Here is a 20,351-nt window from a genome sequence, read left to right as displayed (position 1 = left end):
AAACCCTGATAGAGAAAGGATAATGGTAAAAAAAAGTAACAACAGCAGAAGCCCGGTCAGCGCAAAAAAGAGTTTGGCTGTCAGTCCGGAGAACCGCGGTACGCTGCCGCCTCCATTCATATTTCAAGCATATTTCATATGCCTCAGCTATGCAAATCAGTGAGAGTTCTGCTTAGCAGCTATTGCATATGAGCTGCCGGTTGAACATCCCGGAAGCCGGTGCAGTATTTACCATTGGGATTGGTGGGCATCGAATATGAGACCGTATTTTGCCGCCTCTTTCTCAAGTTGGGTCTGCTCTCCGGGTGTAAGAGGATCGTACTCCTGCTCGGCGCGGATGATCCACTCAAACAGCCTTGGGTCGCCGGGGCTTACCGCCGCCGTTACTCCTTCCATTCCCAGAGTAAACCGCAAACCCGTCAATGCCTCTTCATAGGACTCCACCGGCCAGTACCATGCTTTTTCCACAGGTCCATTATGTCCTTCGGGAACTGCATGTTTGGCCAAGGCCTTTAAAGCGAGTATTGCTGCGTGTTTTTCCCTGGCCAGAGGAAGAACTTTTTTTCCGAAATCCCCGGCGTACCAGGTGACCCAGTTCACCGGAAACAGAATGGAATCAAAGTCATAGGCGTCCAGCAGCGCAATGGCGGCTTCCTCGCTATGTGCTGAAAAGCCCAAATGACGTACCTTCCCTTCTTTTTTTGCCTTGTCCAGGGTTTCCAGTGCACCGCCCGGGGCAAGAATCTGTTCCACGTCCTCCCTGGTGGCAACCGCATGGAGCTGATAGAGGTCGAACCAGTCGGTTTTCAGAAGACGAAAGGATTCTATCAGATCGCTCTCTGCCTGGTCTCCGCTTCGGAGCTGGGTTTTGCACGCAAGAAATACATCTTTACGGTATTGTTGGAGTGCCGGCCCAAGCATCTCCTGTGCATTGCCGTAGTTGGGAGCAACATCGAAGTAGTTAATTCCCGCATCCACGGCTTTCGAGACTGCCAGACGTGAATCCCGGGTCGTTTCATTCATTACCAGAATTCCGCCGAAGCCGATGACGGATAATTGAATTCCAGTGTTGCCGTATTCCCTTTTTCTCATAGGACCTCCCCGTGCGGCCGGTTTCATACCTGGCTGAGGAATTCTGAGCACCATGAAACTGGACGCCATGTATCTTCCAGCTTATAATCCGGTTGTACTGCTGTCCAATCTTTTTCTTACAACATGCTGCCATGTTCACGGGCTGCCATGTGGTCGGCAGGAGGACAAGGATTTAATCAGCTATCAGCATACGTGCCCTGCTGAAACATGAAAAACCTATGACGAATATTGTGTTGATCATTCAACTTTTTCTTCTTCTTATCTCTTCGGCGGGTTTGTTCAGCCTATGGCTCATCCACAGGCGCTCTCCTTCGAAAATTTCAAGGCTTCTGTGCCTTATTTTTCTCCTTCTGGAGCTGAATCAGCTGCGGTTCATTGTGGTAACGCTGCTGCCTGCGGATTTGCTTGCAACCCGGTCTGTAATGACTCTTCAGGCGGGCATAGCAATTGGGGTAATTTTCGCCGTATACATAATCCTGGCATCATTACTGGACCTTCTTGAATCAGGAACCGTACTGCGGAATGGCATTCTTGCAGCTGTTGCGGTTCTGGTGCAATCGGTGAGGGTTTTGGTTGCTTTTACTCCTGTGGAGATTGACCCTCTGTATTCATATGTTCTTTCCCTGTTTCTGATTTCAGCATATATCTTTTGGGCCGGGTACGTATTTCGAAGGAAAGTGGATGCAGCCGTGTCATCCGGACTGCGCATCCTGCTTCAACGGCTGGGATCATTAACCATGTTTTTTGCACCCGTTTCGTTTGCCGTATATTCCCTGGGGTATCTTTTACAGTTGAATTTTTCACTCAGTCTGGACAGTGTACTGCTGGTCCTTTGGAGCTCTGTGACCATTCAACTGCTTCTGGAATATCTGAACAGGGTGGGAAGCATTCCCGGATTTATCGGTGAAAGGGCGGATGCTGCACAAAGTTACGGACTTTCACCCCGGGAAAGTGAGGTGCTTCCCCTGGTGCTCAAGGGCCTGAACAATCGGGAAATCGGTGAAACCCTGTACATCTCCTATACAACAGCCAGGACTCATGTGTCTCACATCTTTGAAAAGGTGGGGGTAAAAAGCAGGGTGGAACTGATTTCAAGGCTGCTGAACGATTAAAAGGACATTCTTCCTTCCCATATGCCGAATCCCGGCACGAAATACAGCGTATCGAATGATAATCATACGGTTGTAGCATGGAAATTTCAGATCACCGGGATCATTATTTCCTCAACATTGTACAAGGAGAATGACATGAGTAAACGACGAAAGACAATTGGATGGGTGTTCCTCACCCTCACGGCTCTGGTGGTGCTGAATTTTATTCCCATGATATCCCTGAAGGCACCGGGAATGGAGCAGTTTGAACTGTCCGGCATAACCACCCAAGTCCGGCCTGCAGATCTGGATTCCGCCCGAAGGATTGCCGCCAACATCGCCGCACACGCAGAACCGGTGACTGTCAGACTGGGAACTGCAGTACAGGATGACATTTCTCTTATTGTGTATCCGGGGATCAAGAGTCTTCATATCAATACCATTGGACTTGCAGGGGTTTTCCTTCCCAATTGGTACATCGGAAACAACACACGGCAAAGTGTGCTTATCACATCATCCGATAACCCCGGACCTGCACATTCCCGAGCTTCGGTGGAAAAAGCGGCCGTGCACGAGTATGTGCATGTACTTACCGACCGGCATAATAAAAGGCTGGATTATTGGTTGAAAGAGGGGTTTGCCCTGTACCTTGCAGAACAGACTCCATCGGATCAGGCGGTACAAAGCAGGATGAACATCAGTGCCGAAGAATTTTCCACAAACAATGCTCTGCGATTTGCTGAGGTGGGGGCTACACCCTTGCCTATGTGCTTACTGAATATCTGGAAAATGAATACGGTTGGGATACCGTACTTCGGTTTCTTGAACCGGGAAGTGATTTCCGCTCCGTCCTGGGAAAGGACAGGACGGAAATTCTGGACGATATGAAGCGGTGGAAACTCCGGCAGTTGAAAGGCTGACGGGGTTTCCCGGAGTGTGGAAATTTGTTTTCAATCCATAATCACGGCGGGTAAAAATTATGATACAATAAGTCGGGAATACCGGTTTTTACTATCGATATCTGCCGAAGAATACTCAGAAAGGAATGCCTGCACTGAAACGCCGAGCTGCGGGCAATCCTTTCAACATGGAGGATGAATGGTACGGAAAGCGAAGATTTCAGATGCTGAACGGATTGCTGAAATCCATGTATTCAGCTGGCGCACTTCTTATCGACACATGCTTTCTGATGAAATTCTGTTTAACAAGCTGAACGTGCAGACAAGCCTGAATAGACACCGAGAAAACTTATCAACCGAGGAACAGACTCTCTGGGTGTATGATGACGGTATTATTAAAGGATTCATGGCTGCGGTGGAAGAAGGTGATTTCCTTGAGATCAAGGCGATCTACATCGATCCTGCGTTTTACCGGGAAGGCTGCGGAGCGGCCCTTATGAGTTTTGCAGAGGAATACGCTGAAAAGCAGGGCATTTCTCAGATGTTTCTTTGGGTGCTGGAGGGAAACTCAGCAGCCCGCAGGTTCTATGAAAAGCACGGCTACAGCTCCGACGGCGTACGAACCTACCGGGAAGTTCTGGACGCCCATGAACTGCGCTACAGCAAGAAACTGTGACTGGATGGATACATCGGGCGTCAGGTCAGGATCTGTAAATCACCGTCTGCAGATCACCAGATGAAAAAAATCATCCCTTTGAGGAGCCTTGCCTGCATAGGATCCTGTGATCTCGGTTTCCCCGAAGCCCTGACGAACGGCTGCAGCGGCGATATCTTTACTGAGAAATGCAGTGTGGTAATGGATGTCATGTGATGTTTCTCCGGTTTGAAGGTTTTTCATGCGGGAAATGAATCTATATTGATTTCCTTCACTCTGTTCATATGTTCTGAGGAGTTGTATTCCGTTCGCTGATATTTCCGGGAACGAAAATCCCGGTGCAATGCGGGGGTTTTGATAGTTCAGAATTTGAATAACCAGTATCCCCTCCGCTGCAAGCAGGCTTTTGCATTGCTCCAGGAAACGGTCCAGGCTGTCCGAATCCGGCCCCTGGGAATCAGGCAGGTACGCCAGAGTATTGCCCATACAGCTGATGAGATCCGCATTGTTCAGTCCCGGAATTTCACTGAAATGGCGCATATCGCCCACATGAAACTCTATTCCGCTGATGTTCTCCCTGCGGAGCCGTCTTTCACCCTCTCGGATCATATGTTCATCGAGATCAATGCCGACTCCACTGGATATTCCCGCTTTCCTCAGCTGAAACAGCATTTGTCCCGTGGCACAGCCGATGTCGATTACCCTGGATGAATTAATTTCCGGAAGGAAACCCATAACGAACTCCAGCTTTTCCTGGGATGAGGGAAACAACTCCTCATATGATTCAGAAATCTTTTGATATAATGCCATGCACGTAAGATACGCCATTGGAAAAAATCCTGCTGTAACATCTGTTACAATGAGTTCATGCTGTGAAAAAACAGCAGCGCTGAACCATGGGAGATACAATGAATCTTAACCTGGAAGCTGATGAGGTATTTCGAAAAACCTACCGGCAGGGAAAAAGACGGGCCATCATGCGGAGTATCCGCAAGGACCGGTTTCTCCCGGGCTTAGGCCCTTTATTCCGATCCCGCCTCACCGGCGGAGAGTTGTACCGGGGAATTCTGGATGTGAAAATTGAGGATATCATCGGCAGCGAGGACAGAAGCGCAGATTTTCTTTTTGATTTTTCTCCCAGGCAGCTGTGGATGCACAGCCGCTGGAAAGCTGTGTATATGTTTATGATGCAAAGTGAAGCTCCTCCGCCTGTTTCGTTGATACGTTTCGGCGGGAAATATTTTGTCCGGGACGGTCATCATCGGGTTTCTGTCGCCAGGGCAATGGGACAAAACTTTATCACTGCAGAAATCCGGGAGATTCCGGTTGCGCTTAACCTTCCGGATGATTATCGGAGCAGCCAGTCCGAGCTGTTCCTGGAGAAGCTGGATCTGCATGAGCGGACGGGGATATTTGAAGTTCTCCCGGAAGACTATTTCGATGTACGGAAGACGTCCACATGGCGGCTTCTGGAAAAAGAGATTTTTGAGCATAACCGGGCCTGGTTTGAAAGGAAACATGCCCGGCTCCCTGAAAGTAATAAAGAACTGATACAAAGCTGGACCCGAAACCTGTATGAGGATGCGGAAAATTACATTCGCTCCCATTCATTATCGTATCTGTTTCCCGAATCCGGAATTACGGACATTTTTGTGGAATTCGTAGGGTTCTGGAATTCCTTTCCTGATCCAGATTCCATCTGGCTGAAGGAAGCCTACCGGCGCTTCAGTCTTGAGGCCGGAAAGAACCGCAGACTGAAGGATGCTTTGCGGACCCTATCATCTTCATTGAACCGTATGTTCGAGCCTGCGGAGTGCAGCTACAGCAGGTTTCGCCGATTCTCCCAGATTGATGAACTTGTTCCGGAGTTCATAATTCCCGATATTTCCAGAGGGCTCATGCGGTACATTCATCATCAGATGTTTATTGATTATGCAAAACACCTGAAAAGCACGCTGGGGAGAGCGCCGTATATTCAGGAAATTACCCTGGACTGGTATCGGTTATTTTACAAGCCCCTGCTTCAACAGTATGAAGCGTCAGGCTGCAGACAAAAATTCAGCAGTTTCTACAGGCGCATCAGCGATGAGCATTTTGAAACCTTCAAAAGTAATCCGGAAAAGCTGGAGATCAACTTTGAGGAATTCTGTTGAGAGATACCGGAAAACGACAGCCAGGGAATTCCGCCGAGGCCGGGTAATTCACCAGGGAAGAGGAGCCTGATCAGGGCCGCCCCGGTAAAGGGAGCGGCCCGGAATGTCAGGACTCTCAATGAAGAGAGGGATCAGTAGATCATCCGCATATCATCAGCCCGGTCAGTTTCAGCCTGGCTGTATGCATCGGATGGCCGTGAATGGAAGGCCAGCAGATATTCCGCCAGGGCATCCTGCTCTCCGCCTGTGTAGCTGAAGCTGCTATTGCTGCCGGGATCATTTCCCAATTCTGCGTCAGGATAATCGGTTTCTTCACCGAAACCCATCCCTTCATACAGGTTTATCCGCTGGGGATCGCTGAGCCCATCAAAGGGATAGCTGTCGCCCCCGTTAGCCAGAAAATTCAGGGTCACCAGACGGAAGGTCCGGCTTTCATCACCCTGGATTTCGCCGTTCTGAACAACATTGTCAAGGACGCCGCCGTCTTCATTGAGTACGCTCACTTCTGTAATACGGCTGCCGGGTTCCAGTTCGGGATCGAAGGCCATGGTCATGCCGCCGATCTGGGGGAATTGTCCGGGAGTTGCACCGGGGCCTGTTGCGGATACGCCATGCTCCAGGAGCATTTTCAGTTCGGCGGCTGTTACTTTCAGAGTAACGAGACCGTTATCGAATCTGAGAGTAGCGCGCAGATGCCCTTCAGTCACGGCACCTTCAGCAGTACCGGTGGTTTCATTCGCCGGAGGTGCGGTAAGGGTTGCCTGAGAATAGTCCACTGTACCCGGGGGCACCACTGCGGCGCCGATTTCGGTTCTGATACCGCCGCCGTTTTTCAGGCTGACATGAACTCTGTCTTCAGACAGCTGGTTGGCGTACCAGAGGTTGGCATCCGCGCTGAGGTTTCCAAGGTTTGTTTCCTGAGTTCGCACCTGGCTTCGCCGTCCATCCAGATATACATCGGTGTAACCCAGCACATTGCCGAATTGGGAAGTGATAACTGATTGAACCGCATCACGTACTGCCAGAAGTTCCGGGATGGGATCGCCTCCCAGCATGCTCACATTGTCATCGCTGCTGGCCCATGCACCGTTCAGTTGGGGATCAAGACTGTCGGTGTTTATAACACCCATGTCATCAAAACCCACAACCAGACGACCCAGATATTTATAGTCACCGTCAACGTTCACAATGGCCACGGGATCGCCGCCTGCATCCTTGGTGAGAAGAGGGTATGTGTCGTCAAAGCCGTCATCCCCAGGAAAGAGCGTATCGGTGTTGTCGCCCAGTCGGGTGTTGGATCCCCCGGCCACAATGACATCCACCCCTTCCAGCATGCCGGCAAGTTCCTTTTCAACTGATATCTGCTGCATATGAGCAAGAAGAATGATCTTGTTCACACCCATACCCTTCAGTGAATCTGCAGCTGACTGAATGATTTCAGCAAGCTCCGATACATCACCGGAGGACGGCTTCACCGTGATTCCCCCGGTACTGGTAATGGTATCCAGAAGCGGGGTGGATGCACCGATTATCCCAACGGTTTCACCATTTACCCGTGCCACAGCGTAGCCCGCCACTTTGGCGGCAAGTTCTTCCACAGTGTTTCCGTCGGTTCCCAGCATTCCTTCAAAGTCACCTTCGGTGCTGAAATCCAGGTTCACCGAAAGATAGGGGAAGGAGGCGCCGGAAAATTCCGCTCCGCCGCCGGATTCCGCAGAGAGGGCGTCTGCCAATTCTCCGGGACCTGCATCCAGGTCGTGGTTGCCCATTGCCGAAGCCTGGACTCCCATGGCATTCAGGAACGCAACATCTGCATGGCCGGGCTCATTGGATCCTGTTACGCTTCGAACCGCAGACTGCTCCGCCGCATAAAATCTGGGTCCGGGAATGATGTTGTCCCCGGAACTGACGATCAGTGTGGAATCGCCGTACATATTGTCGTTGCGGAAGGCGTGTATAAGAGCGGAGAAATTTTCCACTGCCTGTAAGGCTCTTTCTTCGTTCCCGTCAATATCCGCAAAATGCAGCAGCTGCATAGTAAATACGGTTTCTCCGGATGTGTTTGCCGGAGTCTCAACCGTTCCGTCCGGGGTCTGACATGCTGCAATCAGCATTACTGCCAGAACCAGAGCACTCAGACTCTTCACCATTTTCATAAAACCTCCTTAATTGCTTAGCATCTAATTATATACCCTGTATATGCCGCGTCAAAATTTCATATGTATGAGGTTTTGTATCGAACTACACCCTGCCTCTGATCCGGTCATCGAATGCGGTAAGAGCCGCTTTGGCTCCGTCCCCCATTGCAATGACAATTTGTTTATAGGGGCTGGTGGTGACATCTCCGGCTGCATACATGCCGGGGACGCTGGTGCGTCCGTGGGTGTCCACTTCAATTTCGCCGTACCGGTTCACCTTCACGTGATCATGGTATTCACTGCTGTTGGGAAGAAGTCCGATTTGGACGAAAGCCCCATGAAGATTCAAGGACCGGACTTCCCCGCTGCTTCGGTCTTCAAGTTTGATTCCGGTCACCGCTTTTCCGTCCCCCAGAATTTCAGTGGTCCGTGCGGAGGTGATAATTTCAACATTATCCAGACTCTTCAGTTTTGCAGTAAGCACCGAATCCGCCTTTAATTCATCCAGGAATTCTATGAGGGTGATGCTCTTGCAGGTTCCCGCCAGATCAATAGCCGCCTCAACCCCTGAGTTTCCTCCGCCGATAACCGCCACATCCTTTCCTGCAAAAAACGGACCGTCGCAGTGGGGGCAGAAGGCAACGCCACGACCGATGTATTCATCTTCACCGGGAACCCCCAGTTTTCTCCAGGATGCTCCGCTTGTAATAATGAGCTGTTCGGCGCTGAACACTTCCCCGCTGTCGCTGAAGATGCGGTGGAACTCAGAGCCGTTGGTTCCGGCGGTTTCCACGGAATGTACATTCCGTCCTTCGAAAATCTGAATGTCATACTCCCCGCTGTGCTTCCGTAGATCGGCACTGAGTTTGCTGCCGGTGGTTTCCGATACCGAAATGAAATTGGAAATATCTGCGGTGTCGTTCACCTGTCCGCCGATGCGGGAGGCAATGATGGCGGTTTTCAGTCCTTTTCGGCCGGAATAGATGGCTGCGGCGCATCCTGCAGGTCCGCCGCCGATGACGGCAACTTCCACCGCCGGTATTTCAACAGCTTCCATCGGACCGCTTTCCTTCCGGCCGAATGTGTTTTCCAGCACCGGAAGCAGTTCAGCCAGACTGGATCGGCCGGAATGGATCAGGGTGTCACCATGGAATACCGCCGGTACTCCCTGAACTCCCAGCCGTTCTATTTCATCCTGAGCAAAGTCCCCGACGATGGTGTGATGCTCGATATCAGGGTTATACACCGCCGCAAGGTTCAATGCCTGCACCACATCCGGACAGTTGGTGCAAGACAGGGAAACAAAGGTTCTGATGCTCACAGGACCCTGTATTGCCCCGATTCTCCGAATGGATGGGGAATCCGGCAGTTTACCTTTCCCGTCGCTGTGAAGGATGGCCAGAATGAGGGAGGTGAACTCATGACCTCCGGGGACTCCGGTAAACCGAATTCCCGTATCCGTATCATTATGTACAATGCGGAACCATGGTGCGTCGTGGCTGAAATCACCCTGGACGGCTTCAATCTGATCCGAGAGAGAGGCAACATCTTCCAGCATGGTTACCAGTTCATCCTCTTTGGAATGTTCCGAGGAGGCGTACTCCAGAGCAACCCGGCCTTCAAGCTCGGAGAAAACATCTTTCAACTGTTCCTGTATTTTTGAGTTAAGCATAATAAGGTTCCTATTTTAAAAGAAGATCCTCTCCGGCGCTGTGCCGGGAGGATCGGGAGCGGCCGGAGATATTAAATTTTACCTACCAGTTCCAGGCCGGGTTCCAGTGTTTCACCGCCCGGTTCCCATTTGGAGGGACATACTTCATCGGGATGTGCGGCAATAAACTGTGCGGCCTGAACCTTCCGTTTCAGCTCATCGGCGTTCCGTCCGATTCCGTTGTCGTTAATTTCCGCAATCTTGATTTCCCCTTCGGGGTTCACAAGGAACGTACCCCGATATGCCATGCCTTCCTCTTCAATATACACGCCGAACGCCCGGGAAAGTGCGCCGGTGGGATCGGCCAGCATGGGGTATGTGATCTTTGCAATGGTGTCTGAGGTGTCGTGCCATGCCTTGTGTACAAAATGGGTGTCTGTGCTTACAGAGTAAATTTCCACTCCCATCTCCTGGAATTCAGGATACATATCCGCCATGTCTCCCAGTTCAGTAGGGCAAACAAAGGAAAAGTCTGCCGGGTAAAAGAAGAATACAGACCATTTACCTTTCAGATCATTGTGTGAAACGGTTTTTACTTCGCCCTGATGGAAAGCCTGTACTTCAAATTCAGGCAGCTTGCTATTGATGATGCTCGTCATATGATGCTCCTTGATTGTTTGTTGATACCTTATCTCATAGATGATATGTTCGTGTAAAATCGTTTGTTTTTATATGATTGATAGGTAATAGCGAATTATCCGGGGGATAGATTGAATATACGTGATATAGAATACTTTCAGGCGGTTGCCCAGCTGGGTCAGTTCCGGGCCGCTGCCCTGCGCTGCAATGTAAGTCAGCCGACATTGAGCGGACAGATCAAAAAGCTGGAGGAGGAACTGGGGCATCCTCTTTTTGAACGGCACACCCGGTCGGTGCTTCTCACCGATTTCGGCAGCGAAGCTTTGCAGGTGGCGGAAAAAATCCTTCGGGGAGTCCAGGAGCTGGAACAGAAAGCCAACGCTGCAAGGGATCCTTACTCGGGTACCCTGCGGGTGGGTATCTTTCCCACTCTGGGACCATGGCTGTTCCCCCGGATAGCCCGAAAAATCAGCGAAACATATCCGGATCTGGAAATTTATCTGCTGGAAGAGCAAAGCGCAGAGCTCCAGGCAAAGCTTGCAAACGGCGAACTGGACTGTGCGTTCCTGGCACTGCCCCAGGAGGAAGCCCAGAACTGCGTGGTGCCCATATTCCGGGAAAGTTTTGTGGTTGCGGTTCCATCCCGGCATCCATGGGGGCAACGGGAGGAAATTGCGGTGAAAGACCTGGACGGTCAGGAGATGCTGCTGCTCAGCGACGGACACTGCTTCAGGGATCAGGCTCTGGATCTGTGTCTTCGCTATGGGGCCCGGGAGAGGGAGAAGTACCGGGCTACAGGCATCGAAACCCTGAGGCAGATGGTACGGATGGGGACGGGTATCACTCTGATACCCCAGCTTGCGGTGCCTTCCAAACCTGAGGAGGGAATTTCCTATATTCCTGTTGCCGATGCGGATTTCGGCAGGGATATCGCCCTATTGTACCGGCGCACACACCCCCGCCTGAATCTCTTGAATGAGTTGGCGGAGTTAATCAGCAGCTACTGCCTGGGAAGCATGTCGTTGAGGCCTCTGGAAAACGGATGTATAGAGTGATGAGATTCTTCAGGGGGACAACATGCTGTCCAGCAGGGAGGCGGCGATGGAGACACACTGTGCGCAGCTGGTCCCGGTATGCCTTTTGATGCTTCTGCAGTGAATTTCTCCTGCCTCAGCTGAAAAGTTTTCCATGAACCGCTCCCTCTCCCCGGGAGAGCGGAGCTTCAGAATATGTTCACCGGCCACCATGGCGCCGCAGCGGCCGCCATCGGCATTTCCATATCCCAGTTCATGAAAATCCTCGGCTTGTGCGGGAAGCTCCGCATTATCCCCAAGATATGCTCTCAGCAACGCCTCGGCACAATTAACTCTGGGTTTTCTGATCCTGCCTGAGTCGAGACTTTTGCGGGTAAAAAACAGCTCTTCCGCCCGCCTCCGGGCGGCGCTTCCTGTTGAGAGTTCGGCAGAAAATGGCCCGCCGATCCGGGGCTGCTCTTTTTCAGGGTTCACTGCTGCTGATTCCCGGACAGCTCCAGATAGCGGCTTCGGATTCGGGCGTATCTCTTGCGGTTAACACCCATATCCGACTGACCGACTCTGGAAGCGCTGCGAAAATCCACAATGTTCTTATCCTCTAGTATGAGAAACTCCACATCATCCTTAAATTTCATACCCGGGGTGGTATAGACGGCATGAATATACCGCTCATCGGAGCTGATAATTTCAGCGCCGTGTTCGGACAGGATTTGCTTCAGCAAATCGAGGGTACGGGGTGCAGATTCAAAAAGCGGCAGGGGATCTACTTTTTTATCCTCACTTTGTGCATAGCTGGCTACGGCGTTGGGTGATGCGGGCATTGGTGAAAGCTGTCCGTCCTGCCCTCCGATGTTCCGGGGAATTCGGTTGTTCTGAACGATCATGTGAATTGCCCCCGCTGCAATGAGGGCTCCGATGACATAAAGTACGATCATACGTATTCTCCTGTGTAATGTGGGGCTTTGCTGCCCGGTCTTAGGATTATCTTTTATTTCCCTATTTTTCATATTGGCTTTCATACTCTGAGATATAGGACCCCAGCCGGAAAAAATCATCTGTAACCTGATCAACCATTTTTGCAAAGTTTTCATATCTGCCTGTATCCAGGTTGTCCAGGAGTTTGCTCAGCTCCTCGGCATGATCCTCCAGTTTCTCTTTCATAGCGATTCCCCCGTCCCGGAGAGACACGGCAGTTTTTCGCATATCGACGGGGTTTTTGCTTCGCCGGACCAGATCCATTTTCTCCAGACGCTGAATGATCGGTGTCAGGGTACCGGTTTTCAGCTCCAGACGGTCGGCCAGCTCCTGATAATCAATGCTTCCCCGTTCCCAAAGCACCAGAAGCACCAGATATTGAGGGTAGGTAATTCCAAGCCGATTCAACAGAGGTTGATACATCTTAATAAAAAGACGGGATAGGCGGTGTACCCTGAAGCAAAGCTGATTCTCCAATTTATACTCTTCCCGTATCATTCCTATTTTTTCCTGAACAACTTAACGAGAGGGTGATTGAGAAGGTTGTCCACAACCACCCGCTTTCCAATTTTCTGGAATACTTCCGAATAGCTGGGGTAGGGGTGCACAATTCCCGCAAGCTTTCCGAAATTTGCTTTCAGTTTTCTGATTACCTGAATTTCACCTATCATCTCTCCTGCTCTGTCCGCCAGGATGCTTGCTCCCAGAATCCGTCCGCGCCTGTCCAGGATCAGCTTCACCCGTTCGATGCTTGGTCCTCCGGTTCTGGTCCGATCAAGATCATTCATATCGAAATGGTACATCCTGATGGAATTTCCGTGGGCTTTCCGGGCTTCGTCTTCGCTCATCCCCGCCCTGGCCAGCTCGGGTTCGGTATACGTGACCCACACCGGAGTCTCGCTGCTCACGTTGCGTTTCCACGGGAGGATGGCGTTCTGAACAGCCTGAATTCCCTGGGTGTTCGCCATATGTGAAAACAGCCAGGGGCCGACAACATCGCCTATGGCATAAATGTGTTTCTGACTGGTCTGCATTTTCCGGTTTACCGAAATTCCCTTGGGCGTGTACTCCACCCGGGCTGCCTCAAGGTTGAGGTGCTCTGCATTTGCGGTCCTGCCTACCGCAACCAGTATGTGTTCTGCTTCCAGGCTCAGCTCCTCATTTGCAGCGTTTTGGCAGGTTAACCTTACCCCTGAAGAGGTTTGTTCTGCGCTCACTGCACGGGTTCCGGCATGGATCTTCACCCCTTCAGTTTCCAGTTTGCCGCTGAGGGGCAGGGCGAACTCAGCTTCCTCTCTGGGAAGAATGCGTTCGGCCATCTCCACCAGTTCCACCCGTACGCCCAGGCGGTTGAGAGCCTGAGCAAGTTCTATTCCTATGGGGCCTCCCCCCAGAACAATCATGGAATCGGGAAGATCTTCCAGTTCAAACATGTTCTCATTTGTAAGATACGGAAGCCCGGTGAGACCTTTTACCGGAGGGATGAACGCCGAAGACCCGCTTGCTACAATGATCCTGGAGGCCTGGATCCGGTTCTCTCCCACTTCTACGGTATGGGGATCGATAAACCGTGCATGGCCCTGCAAAAACTCAATGTTCATGTCCGCCAGGGCCTCGGGGCTTTCATGGGAGTAGACGGTATTCCGCACGTCATGAACATGGGCCATGGCTTTACGGGTATCAGGTTTAAACCCCGGTACCTGTTGCGAGGCAATATGACTTACATGAGCCTGATGAATCAGGGCTTTGCTGGGTACGCAGCCGGACCAGGTGCATTCCCCGCCGGGGAGGTTCTTGTCCACCAGCAGCACCTTCTTGCCGAACCCTGCTGCGGTTACAGCTGCCGTAATTCCGCCTGAACCGGCACCAATCACCAGAAAGTCTGTTTTCATATTACGCTCCTGACAGCCGTGAAATATTGCTGCATGTATATTCTGCAAGATATATCTTACAAGATATAATTACAGGATAGTACATCGTAAATTGAATGGCAAATTATTCTGCAAACCTATAGTATATGTGTATGAGTCAGAGCCTGCTCCATTTCCTGGACCGCTTTTTCCTCATATTTCATACAGTGTTTGTGCTGTTTAATCTTTTGGGCTGGATGTGGAAAAAGACACGTAAAATCCATTTAATCACGATTGGTCTTACGCTTTTTTCCTGGGGTATTCTGGGCTTCTGGTACGGCTTCGGATATTGTTTCTGCACGGATTGGCACTGGGATGTGCGAAGGCTCCTCGGCAATCCTCCGGTGCACCGCTCGTACATCCAGTTTCTGGTTCGTGAATTGACGGGGATTGATCCTCCGTACCGCGTCACAGCAGATGTTACTCTGGTGATCTTTATTCTTCTGATATTGCTGACTGTCTGGCTGAATATTCGGGATTCACTGGATAGAAAAAAACGCAGAGCGTCCAATGCACCCGGCGCCGGGCCGGATGCATAGGTGAAGTTTCTAATTGTTCTGAATCGCCTTGTCCGGATCTGCCCGGTATTCTTGGATGAAGCCCTGGACCCGATCCTTGATTTCATTCATGACAATCCTGGTTCCTTCCAGCCGCTCGCTCTCACTTCCGGTGAAGGATGACGGATCTTTGAACGGCCAGTGCATCCGCTTAACTGTACCTGGGTAGATGGGACAGCGCTCGGCGGCTTCAGGATCACAGACGGTGATCACATAATCGTAGCTCCTGCCGGCCTGGTGAAGATCGAAAGCGCTCTGGGTCGATTTCCCGTCTATGTGGATATCTTCATCTTTCAACGCTTTCACCACCATGGGGTTCAATTTCCCCGGTTCGATTCCTGCGCTCTCCACCTCGAAAATATCCCCGGCAAATTTCCGAAAGAACTCTTCCGCCATCTGACTGCGTGCGCTGTTGTGAATGCAGACGATAAGTATGGATTTTTTCATCTTTTCTCCCGTGTGTACGTTGGTGTATCCGATTCCGGATCCGTTTATTGTGCCCTGAGGCTGAATTGTTTTTTGGTTCTGTTGGCAACTTTTACCAGAAATAACATTACCGGGACTTCAACAAGTACGCCAACCACTGCCACCAGAGTTGCGCCGGATTCGAGTCCGAAAACCGCAATGGCAACTGCTACCGCCAGTTCAAAGAAGTTGCTTGCGCCGATGAGGGCGGCAGGAGCGGCAATTTCATGGCTGGTACGCCAAAGATACGCCCAGAGATAGGCGAAGGCAAAGATGAAGCCCGTCTGAATAATCAGGGGAATTGCAATGAGAACAATATTGCCCGGGTTCTCAACTATAGTGCTTCCCTGGAACGAGAAAATAATGATTAAGGTCAGCAGAAGGCCTGCGGTTGTCACTCCGTTGAATCTGGGAAGGAAGTTGTTCTCAAAATGCTCTTTTCCCCGTTTCCGAATCACCAGATTCCGGGTTGCGGCTCCCAGGGTGAGGGGGATTACCACGAACAGGAGCACCGAGAGGAGAAGGGTATCCATGGGGACGGAAATGTCTCCGATTCCCAGGAGAAGGGCCACAATGGGAGCAAAGGCAACAAGGATCACCAGGTCGTTCACTGCCACCTGCAGGACGGTAAAGGACGGGTTCCCTTTTGTGAGGTGGCTCCAGACGAATACCATGGCAGTACATGGGGCTGCACCCAGGAGCACCGCTCCGGCAATATACTGACTCGCCTGGGCATCGGTGAGCAGACTGGAAAATATCAGCTTGAAGAACAGCAGTGCTATGGCGAACATGCTGAACGGTTTGATGAGCCAGTTGGTGATCAGAGTAATGGTTAACCCTTTCGGAACTCTGAGGTGGCTGCCGATGGTGGAGAAATCCACTTTCATCATCATGGGGTAAATCATCAGCCATATGAGAATTGCGATGGGGATGGAAACATTGGCATACTCGAATTTGCTGAGGGTTTGGGGAATTGCCGGAATAAATATCCCGATGCTCACCCCTGCAACTATGCAGAGAAACACCCAGACGCTCAGGTATTTTTCGAAGAAGGAAATTCCGCTTGTTGATTCAGACATATGTTCTCCGGTTGTCAGTGATATTACAATTAGACATATAGCTAAATGACAATAATTTCAATCCTTCCGGAAGGCATATTCTGGCTGAAATCAGGAGGCAGCGTGTTTTTAACAGAATTCTCATAAAAAGCTGGAAACGGGGCGGAGCTGGAGCACTCAGGATTCGATGAAATTGTTCGAAATGGTCCGGATATAATCGGGTCCCATACCGCAGCAGCCTCCCACGATTGTTGCGCCCAAATCAATCCATGCCGAGACGGTATCGGTATAGGAAGCACAGCTCAGGCCGGTGTTCAGTTCATTCAACCCGCCTTCCAGGGTAAATTCGCTGGAAACCTCCCGGAATCTGTTGGCATAGCCCCCGAATTTCAGGTCTGTGTCCCGCAGTTCACCGGCGAGTTCTTTCATTGCTTTGGTTATGGCTGCCGGTGTTGAGCAGTTGAGAAGCACTGCATCTGCCCCGCAATTAATGCACAGCCGGGCGGCATCGCGTATGGATTCCCCGCTTCGCAGGGTCCCGTCTGCGGAAACGGTAAAACTTACCCACAGCGGAATTTCCACAGGGTGTGCGTGTGTGAGAACGGATTCCGCTTCGGTTATGCTGGATAGAGTTTCCGCAAGGAGCAAATCTGCTCCGTTGCTAGCCGCAGCCTGTATTAAAAGAGGATATTCCCGCTCCAGTTGGTCCGGCTGTACCAGATCCGGCCGGTAGGATTCGTTAAGAGGGGGAATGCTGCCTGCTATCCGGATATTGTTGAGGCCGGATTCAGTTCTTGCCTGATCTGCAATTTGGTAGGCCTGCTCCAGCATCTGCTGTTTTCTGCCCAGCAACCCCGCCCGGCCCAGATAGTAATCGGTCAGTGCATAGCTGTTGGTGGTAATAACCGTTGCTCCGGCCTGGATATAATCCAGATGCGCCTGTTTTATCAGATCCGGATCTCCAAGAAATGCCCTGGCCGACCATAACGGAGCATCCAGCGAAACTCCCCTTTCATGAAGTGCGCGTCCCATCCCTCCGTCGATTAATGTGATCATCCGGCTGCCTCCTGCGGGATCCGCCTTGCCTGAAGTTTCCTGATGTTATCCTATGAGATATTCCATCGGATGGAAAGGGCGCCGCTATCAGTTTCTTTTTAGAGGCAGCCGGATCATTGTTTTCAGCTTTTCAGGAGATGTACGCCTGGGATCACTGAGGTATATTTCCCTGTGCCTTCCATGGAGGGTATAGCCTTGTTGTTCTGCAAAATGATGCATTGCGGCTATTGTTGAAGCCTCCTGGGAATATGGTCCCGGATGGAGAGCCTGTACAGATATTCAGTCTTCAATCGTTTCCAGCCGGTCTTTTTCAAGCCGGGGAGGGTCAAGGAAAAGATTTCATGACTCATATTCTACTCCATCGCATGTATAATGCACGAAGAGGTGACCGGTGAACTGTTCCTTCGGCCGCCTGAAGAAAGGATGGTGAAAATGAAGGCTGTCATCTGGACCGGCTATGGCGGGCCCCAGGTCCTGGTCCCGTCGGAAATTGAAACACCGGTACCCCGGGAGAACGAAATACTGCTTAAGATTCACTCAGCTTCAGTGACTGCAGGGGATTGTGAAATGCGAAGACTGGAACTGCCGCTGGGACTATCTTTGCCGGTTCGGCTCTATGCAGGCTGGAGAAAACCCCGGCGCATAAAGATTCCTGGGCAGGAATTTTCCGGGGAAGTGGTGAAAACCGGATCTCCTGTCTCGAAGTTCAGTGTTGGGGATATGCTGTGCGGAACAACGGGGTTCAGGTTCGGTGCATATGCCGAGTATATCTGCGTATCTGAATCACCTGATGAAATGTCGGGAGTGATGGCGGGTAAACCTGAAAACCTGAGCATGGTAGAAGCCTCCGCATTGCCCACCGCCGGCATGGAAGCCCTTCACTATCTGAAGGAATCAAAGCTGGAAAAGGGTCATAAGCTGCTGATCATCGGCGCAGGGGGCAGCATCGGGAGCTTCGCACTCCAGGCTGCCCGCCACATGGGGATCCGTGTTACTGCAGTGGACTCGGGGGACAAGCTTCAGATGCTGTCCGATCTGGGGGCAGAACGGGTGATTGATTATGCTTCGGACGAATCTCCGGGTTCGACGGGTGAGTTTGATTCTGCAATCGACATGGTGGGCGGCCGGGGCGTACTGAAAAGGCTGGGGTATGTAAGACCGGGAGGCAGTTACTTTCTCGCATTTGCGTACATCAGACATCTGCTCCTTGCACCGTTTATCAGGCTTCTACTGGGAAAGAAGCTGAACATTACCTCATCGTCCCAGTCGCAGGAAGAGCTGCAGAGACTTATCCATTTTACCGGGACGGCCTGCATTTCACCGGTGATCCACAAGTGCTTTCCCCTCTCTGAGGCTGCGGAGGCTCATAGGTTTGCAGAATCGGGTGTAAAACAAGGCAATATTGTATTGACCGCACAAAATTGAAGACGGCAGGATATTACCGGGCGAGCATATTGAATTTCCGCCGGTAATGTAGCTGTGGAAAAAGAAGGGCGGTACGGTACGGAGTGCATGTCCCGGGAGGTTCTCCCTGCAGGCATGCACTCCGTCGCTATTGTTCAGGATCCGATTTGTTTCAAATCAGGTCCGGGGATGCTTATGAAGATCCTCTTCGATCATCTCTTCGGCTGTTTCCTCGTTTGCTCCGACGTTGAGTGTTTTGGGGAGTATCAGATTGAGGATAATTCCCACCAAAGTGGCCAGAGCCAAACCGCTGAGCTCGAAATTCAGGCCCTCAGCCATGGGGAAGAAGATTTTTCCGCCGCCGATTCCCAGCACGAGAATTACCGATGTGATGGTCAGGTTTTTCTTGCAGCTGTAATCCACACCGCTTTCCACCACGGTCCTGATACCTGCGGATGCGATAATACCAAACAGGATGGTTGAGACCCCTCCCATTACCGGAGTGGGAATGGTGGAGATGATTGCGCCGAACTTCTGTATAAACGACAGAATTACGGCAAACACTGCCGCCCCGCCGATCACCCAGACCGAGTACACCCGTGTCATGGCCATTACCCCGATATTTTCCCCGTATGTCGTGTTGGGCGGACCGCCGAACAGGGATGCCAGGGCTGTAGCAAGCCCGTCGCCGCTGAGCGTCCTGTGTAAACCGGGATCCCGGTAAAAGTCCTTTCCGGCGACCTTGCTGAGAACAAGGGTATCTCCCAGATGTTCCGCAACTGTGGCAAGAGACACCAGTAAAAATGTGACCACCGGTACAAAGGAAAATTTCGGCATTACCAGTGCGGGCAGTCCGAACCATGACGCATCTCTGATTGCCTGAAAATCAATGATGTTGAAGGAGGGCAGAAACGAACCCATAACCAGGGTGAATAGGTATCCGCCCACAATCCCGATGAGGATGGGAATTACCGTGAAGAATCCTTTCAGGACAACCGAGGAAACGATCACAATTGCCATGGTCACCGCCGCAATTGCAAGATTGCTCAGGGAATACAGTTGCGAACCGTCAGCGGCAGTGCGGTACAGCGACATGTCCATTGCAGTAGGCGCAAGCTTCAGGCCGATAACGATGATGACTGCACCAATTACCACCGGGGGCAGAAGTCTGTCCAGCCAGTGCGTACCTGCAACCCGGATGATCTGTCCGATCAGCAGATAGAAGATGCCCACGGCGAATGCGCCGCCCATGGCGTACGCAACTCCGTATGCACCGCTGATTGCGATGAGAGGCGGGATGAATGCAAACGAGGATCCCAGGTATGCCGGAACCTTTGCGCCGGTAAGCAGGATGTAGAGCAGCGTACCTGTTCCTGAAGTGAACAGGGCGGTTGAGGGTGACAGTCCGGTAAGAAGGGGTACAAGGACAGTTGCGCCGAACATGGCGAACACGTGCTGAAAGCTCAGTGGTATCCATCGGCCGATGGCTGGCTTCTCGCCGACATCAAGAAAATCTTTTGACATCAGTTTGACTCCTATGGTTTTCCACAGTATAGCGAAAGCCGGGAGTTGCT

General features: G+C 51.4%; 21 protein-coding genes. 7 read left to right on the top strand and 14 right to left on the bottom strand.

Translation table 11 applies throughout. The features are described 5' to 3' along the window. Nucleotides 1–228: 228 nt before the first annotated feature. The gene (locus L21SP2_RS15895) at nucleotides 229–1,092 is read right to left on the bottom strand and encodes an aldo/keto reductase (RefSeq protein ID WP_024269608.1); all 864 of its coding nucleotides are present in this window, start codon (nucleotides 1,090–1,092) and stop codon (nucleotides 229–231) included. A 218-nt stretch (nucleotides 1,093–1,310) separates the two neighbouring features. Between L21SP2_RS15895 and L21SP2_RS15890 the strand changes: the two genes are divergently transcribed. The 3 genes from L21SP2_RS15890 (at nucleotide 1,311) to L21SP2_RS15880 (ending at nucleotide 3,758) form a co-directional block, all read left to right on the top strand. Further along, a complete protein-coding gene (locus L21SP2_RS15890) occupies nucleotides 1,311–2,204 on the top strand; it encodes a helix-turn-helix transcriptional regulator (protein ID WP_024269607.1) in 894 nt (297 codons plus the stop codon). A 135-nt stretch (nucleotides 2,205–2,339) separates the two neighbouring features. Continuing rightward, nucleotides 2,340–3,071: a hypothetical protein gene (locus L21SP2_RS15885; RefSeq protein WP_024269606.1), complete on the top strand. Its 732-nt coding sequence runs from the start codon at nucleotides 2,340–2,342 to the stop codon at nucleotides 3,069–3,071. Between the two features lie 210 nt (nucleotides 3,072–3,281). Then, on the top strand, nucleotides 3,282–3,758 hold the full coding sequence (locus tag L21SP2_RS15880) for a GNAT family N-acetyltransferase (RefSeq protein WP_024269605.1): 477 nt from the start codon (nucleotides 3,282–3,284) through the stop codon (nucleotides 3,756–3,758). Nucleotides 3,759–3,797: 39 nt separating this feature from the next. Here the strand turns inward: L21SP2_RS15880 and L21SP2_RS15875 are convergent, their stop codons facing one another. Continuing rightward, nucleotides 3,798–4,565 carry a class I SAM-dependent methyltransferase gene (locus L21SP2_RS15875; RefSeq protein ID WP_024269604.1) on the bottom strand — a complete coding sequence of 256 codons (768 nt, stop codon included), beginning with the start codon at nucleotides 4,563–4,565 and terminating at the stop codon, nucleotides 3,798–3,800. 80 nt (nucleotides 4,566–4,645) lie between these two features. On the opposite strand from L21SP2_RS15875, the gene L21SP2_RS17695 reads away from it, so the two are divergent. Continuing rightward, entirely contained in the window at nucleotides 4,646–5,890 is a 1,245-nt protein-coding gene (locus L21SP2_RS17695; RefSeq protein ID WP_024269603.1) for a hypothetical protein, read from the top strand. A 131-nt stretch (nucleotides 5,891–6,021) separates the two neighbouring features. Here L21SP2_RS17695 and L21SP2_RS15865 read toward each other — a convergent pair whose 3' ends face one another. The 3 genes from L21SP2_RS15865 to ahpC all read right to left on the bottom strand — a co-directional run bounded on the left by L21SP2_RS15865 (nucleotide 6,022) and on the right by ahpC (nucleotide 10,338). Further along, a complete protein-coding gene (locus L21SP2_RS15865) occupies nucleotides 6,022–8,046 on the bottom strand; it encodes a bifunctional metallophosphatase/5'-nucleotidase (RefSeq protein WP_024269602.1) in 2,025 nt (674 codons plus the stop codon). An 85-nt stretch (nucleotides 8,047–8,131) separates the two neighbouring features. Further along, a complete protein-coding gene (gene ahpF, locus L21SP2_RS15860) occupies nucleotides 8,132–9,700 on the bottom strand; it encodes an alkyl hydroperoxide reductase subunit F (protein ID WP_024269601.1) in 1,569 nt (522 codons plus the stop codon). 71 nt (nucleotides 9,701–9,771) lie between these two features. Continuing rightward, nucleotides 9,772–10,338 carry an alkyl hydroperoxide reductase subunit C gene (ahpC, locus tag L21SP2_RS15855; protein ID WP_024269600.1) on the bottom strand — a complete coding sequence of 189 codons (567 nt, stop codon included), beginning with the start codon at nucleotides 10,336–10,338 and terminating at the stop codon, nucleotides 9,772–9,774. Between the two features lie 111 nt (nucleotides 10,339–10,449). On the opposite strand from ahpC, the gene L21SP2_RS15850 reads away from it, so the two are divergent. Next, complete coding sequence (locus L21SP2_RS15850; protein ID WP_024269599.1) at nucleotides 10,450–11,373, top strand: LysR substrate-binding domain-containing protein; 924 nt, start codon at nucleotides 10,450–10,452, stop codon at nucleotides 11,371–11,373. A 9-nt stretch (nucleotides 11,374–11,382) separates the two neighbouring features. Here L21SP2_RS15850 and L21SP2_RS15845 read toward each other — a convergent pair whose 3' ends face one another. The 4 genes from L21SP2_RS15845 to L21SP2_RS15830 form a co-directional block, all read right to left on the bottom strand. After that, nucleotides 11,383–11,826 carry a hypothetical protein gene (locus L21SP2_RS15845; protein WP_024269598.1) on the bottom strand — a complete coding sequence of 148 codons (444 nt, stop codon included), beginning with the start codon at nucleotides 11,824–11,826 and terminating at the stop codon, nucleotides 11,383–11,385. Then, complete coding sequence (locus tag L21SP2_RS15840) at nucleotides 11,823–12,287, bottom strand: DUF1499 domain-containing protein (RefSeq protein WP_024269597.1); 465 nt, start codon at nucleotides 12,285–12,287, stop codon at nucleotides 11,823–11,825. The genes L21SP2_RS15845 and L21SP2_RS15840 overlap by 4 nt, the downstream gene beginning before the upstream one ends. A 61-nt stretch (nucleotides 12,288–12,348) precedes the next feature. Next, nucleotides 12,349–12,825: a MarR family winged helix-turn-helix transcriptional regulator gene (locus tag L21SP2_RS15835; protein ID WP_024269596.1), complete on the bottom strand. Its 477-nt coding sequence runs from the start codon at nucleotides 12,823–12,825 to the stop codon at nucleotides 12,349–12,351. A gap of 2 nt (nucleotides 12,826–12,827) precedes the next feature. Next, nucleotides 12,828–14,219, bottom strand: coding sequence for a dihydrolipoyl dehydrogenase family protein (locus L21SP2_RS15830; RefSeq protein WP_024269595.1), 1,392 nt, complete (start codon nucleotides 14,217–14,219; stop codon nucleotides 12,828–12,830). A 131-nt stretch (nucleotides 14,220–14,350) separates the two neighbouring features. Here L21SP2_RS15830 and L21SP2_RS15825 point away from each other — a divergent pair, with 131 nt between their 5' ends. Further along, nucleotides 14,351–14,776, top strand: a complete 426-nt coding sequence (locus tag L21SP2_RS15825; RefSeq protein WP_024269594.1) for a DUF2784 domain-containing protein — start codon at nucleotides 14,351–14,353, stop codon at nucleotides 14,774–14,776. A gap of 9 nt (nucleotides 14,777–14,785) precedes the next feature. On the opposite strand, the gene L21SP2_RS15820 is transcribed toward L21SP2_RS15825, so the two are convergent. The 4 genes from L21SP2_RS15820 to L21SP2_RS19315 form a co-directional block, all read right to left on the bottom strand. After that, complete coding sequence (locus tag L21SP2_RS15820) at nucleotides 14,786–15,241, bottom strand: arsenate reductase ArsC (protein ID WP_024269593.1); 456 nt, start codon at nucleotides 15,239–15,241, stop codon at nucleotides 14,786–14,788. Nucleotides 15,242–15,285: 44 nt separating this feature from the next. After that, nucleotides 15,286–16,338, bottom strand: coding sequence for an ACR3 family arsenite efflux transporter (gene arsB / locus L21SP2_RS15815; RefSeq protein WP_024269592.1), 1,053 nt, complete (start codon nucleotides 16,336–16,338; stop codon nucleotides 15,286–15,288). A gap of 156 nt (nucleotides 16,339–16,494) precedes the next feature. Then, nucleotides 16,495–17,373, bottom strand: a complete 879-nt coding sequence (locus L21SP2_RS15810; protein ID WP_024269591.1) for a homocysteine S-methyltransferase family protein — start codon at nucleotides 17,371–17,373, stop codon at nucleotides 16,495–16,497. An 87-nt stretch (nucleotides 17,374–17,460) separates the two neighbouring features. Further along, on the bottom strand, nucleotides 17,461–17,652 hold the full coding sequence (locus L21SP2_RS19315; protein WP_081719667.1) for a GyrI-like domain-containing protein: 192 nt from the start codon (nucleotides 17,650–17,652) through the stop codon (nucleotides 17,461–17,463). Nucleotides 17,653–17,805: 153 nt separating this feature from the next. Here L21SP2_RS19315 and L21SP2_RS15800 point away from each other — a divergent pair, with 153 nt between their 5' ends. Next, nucleotides 17,806–18,798 carry an NAD(P)-dependent alcohol dehydrogenase gene (locus L21SP2_RS15800; protein ID WP_169730502.1) on the top strand — a complete coding sequence of 331 codons (993 nt, stop codon included), beginning with the start codon at nucleotides 17,806–17,808 and terminating at the stop codon, nucleotides 18,796–18,798. Nucleotides 18,799–18,954: 156 nt separating this feature from the next. Here the strand turns inward: L21SP2_RS15800 and L21SP2_RS15795 are convergent, their stop codons facing one another. Further along, nucleotides 18,955–20,301 carry a solute carrier family 23 protein gene (locus L21SP2_RS15795; RefSeq protein WP_024269587.1) on the bottom strand — a complete coding sequence of 449 codons (1,347 nt, stop codon included), beginning with the start codon at nucleotides 20,299–20,301 and terminating at the stop codon, nucleotides 18,955–18,957. Between the last annotated feature and the right edge of the window lie 50 nt (nucleotides 20,302–20,351).

The sequence above is a fragment of the Salinispira pacifica genome (genome assembly GCF_000507245.1).
GTDB lineage: Bacteria > Spirochaetota > Spirochaetia > DSM-27196 > Salinispiraceae > Salinispira > Salinispira pacifica.
The sequence above is the reverse complement of the archived record's forward strand: the minus strand, read 5'-3'. Positions and strand labels throughout refer to the sequence as shown.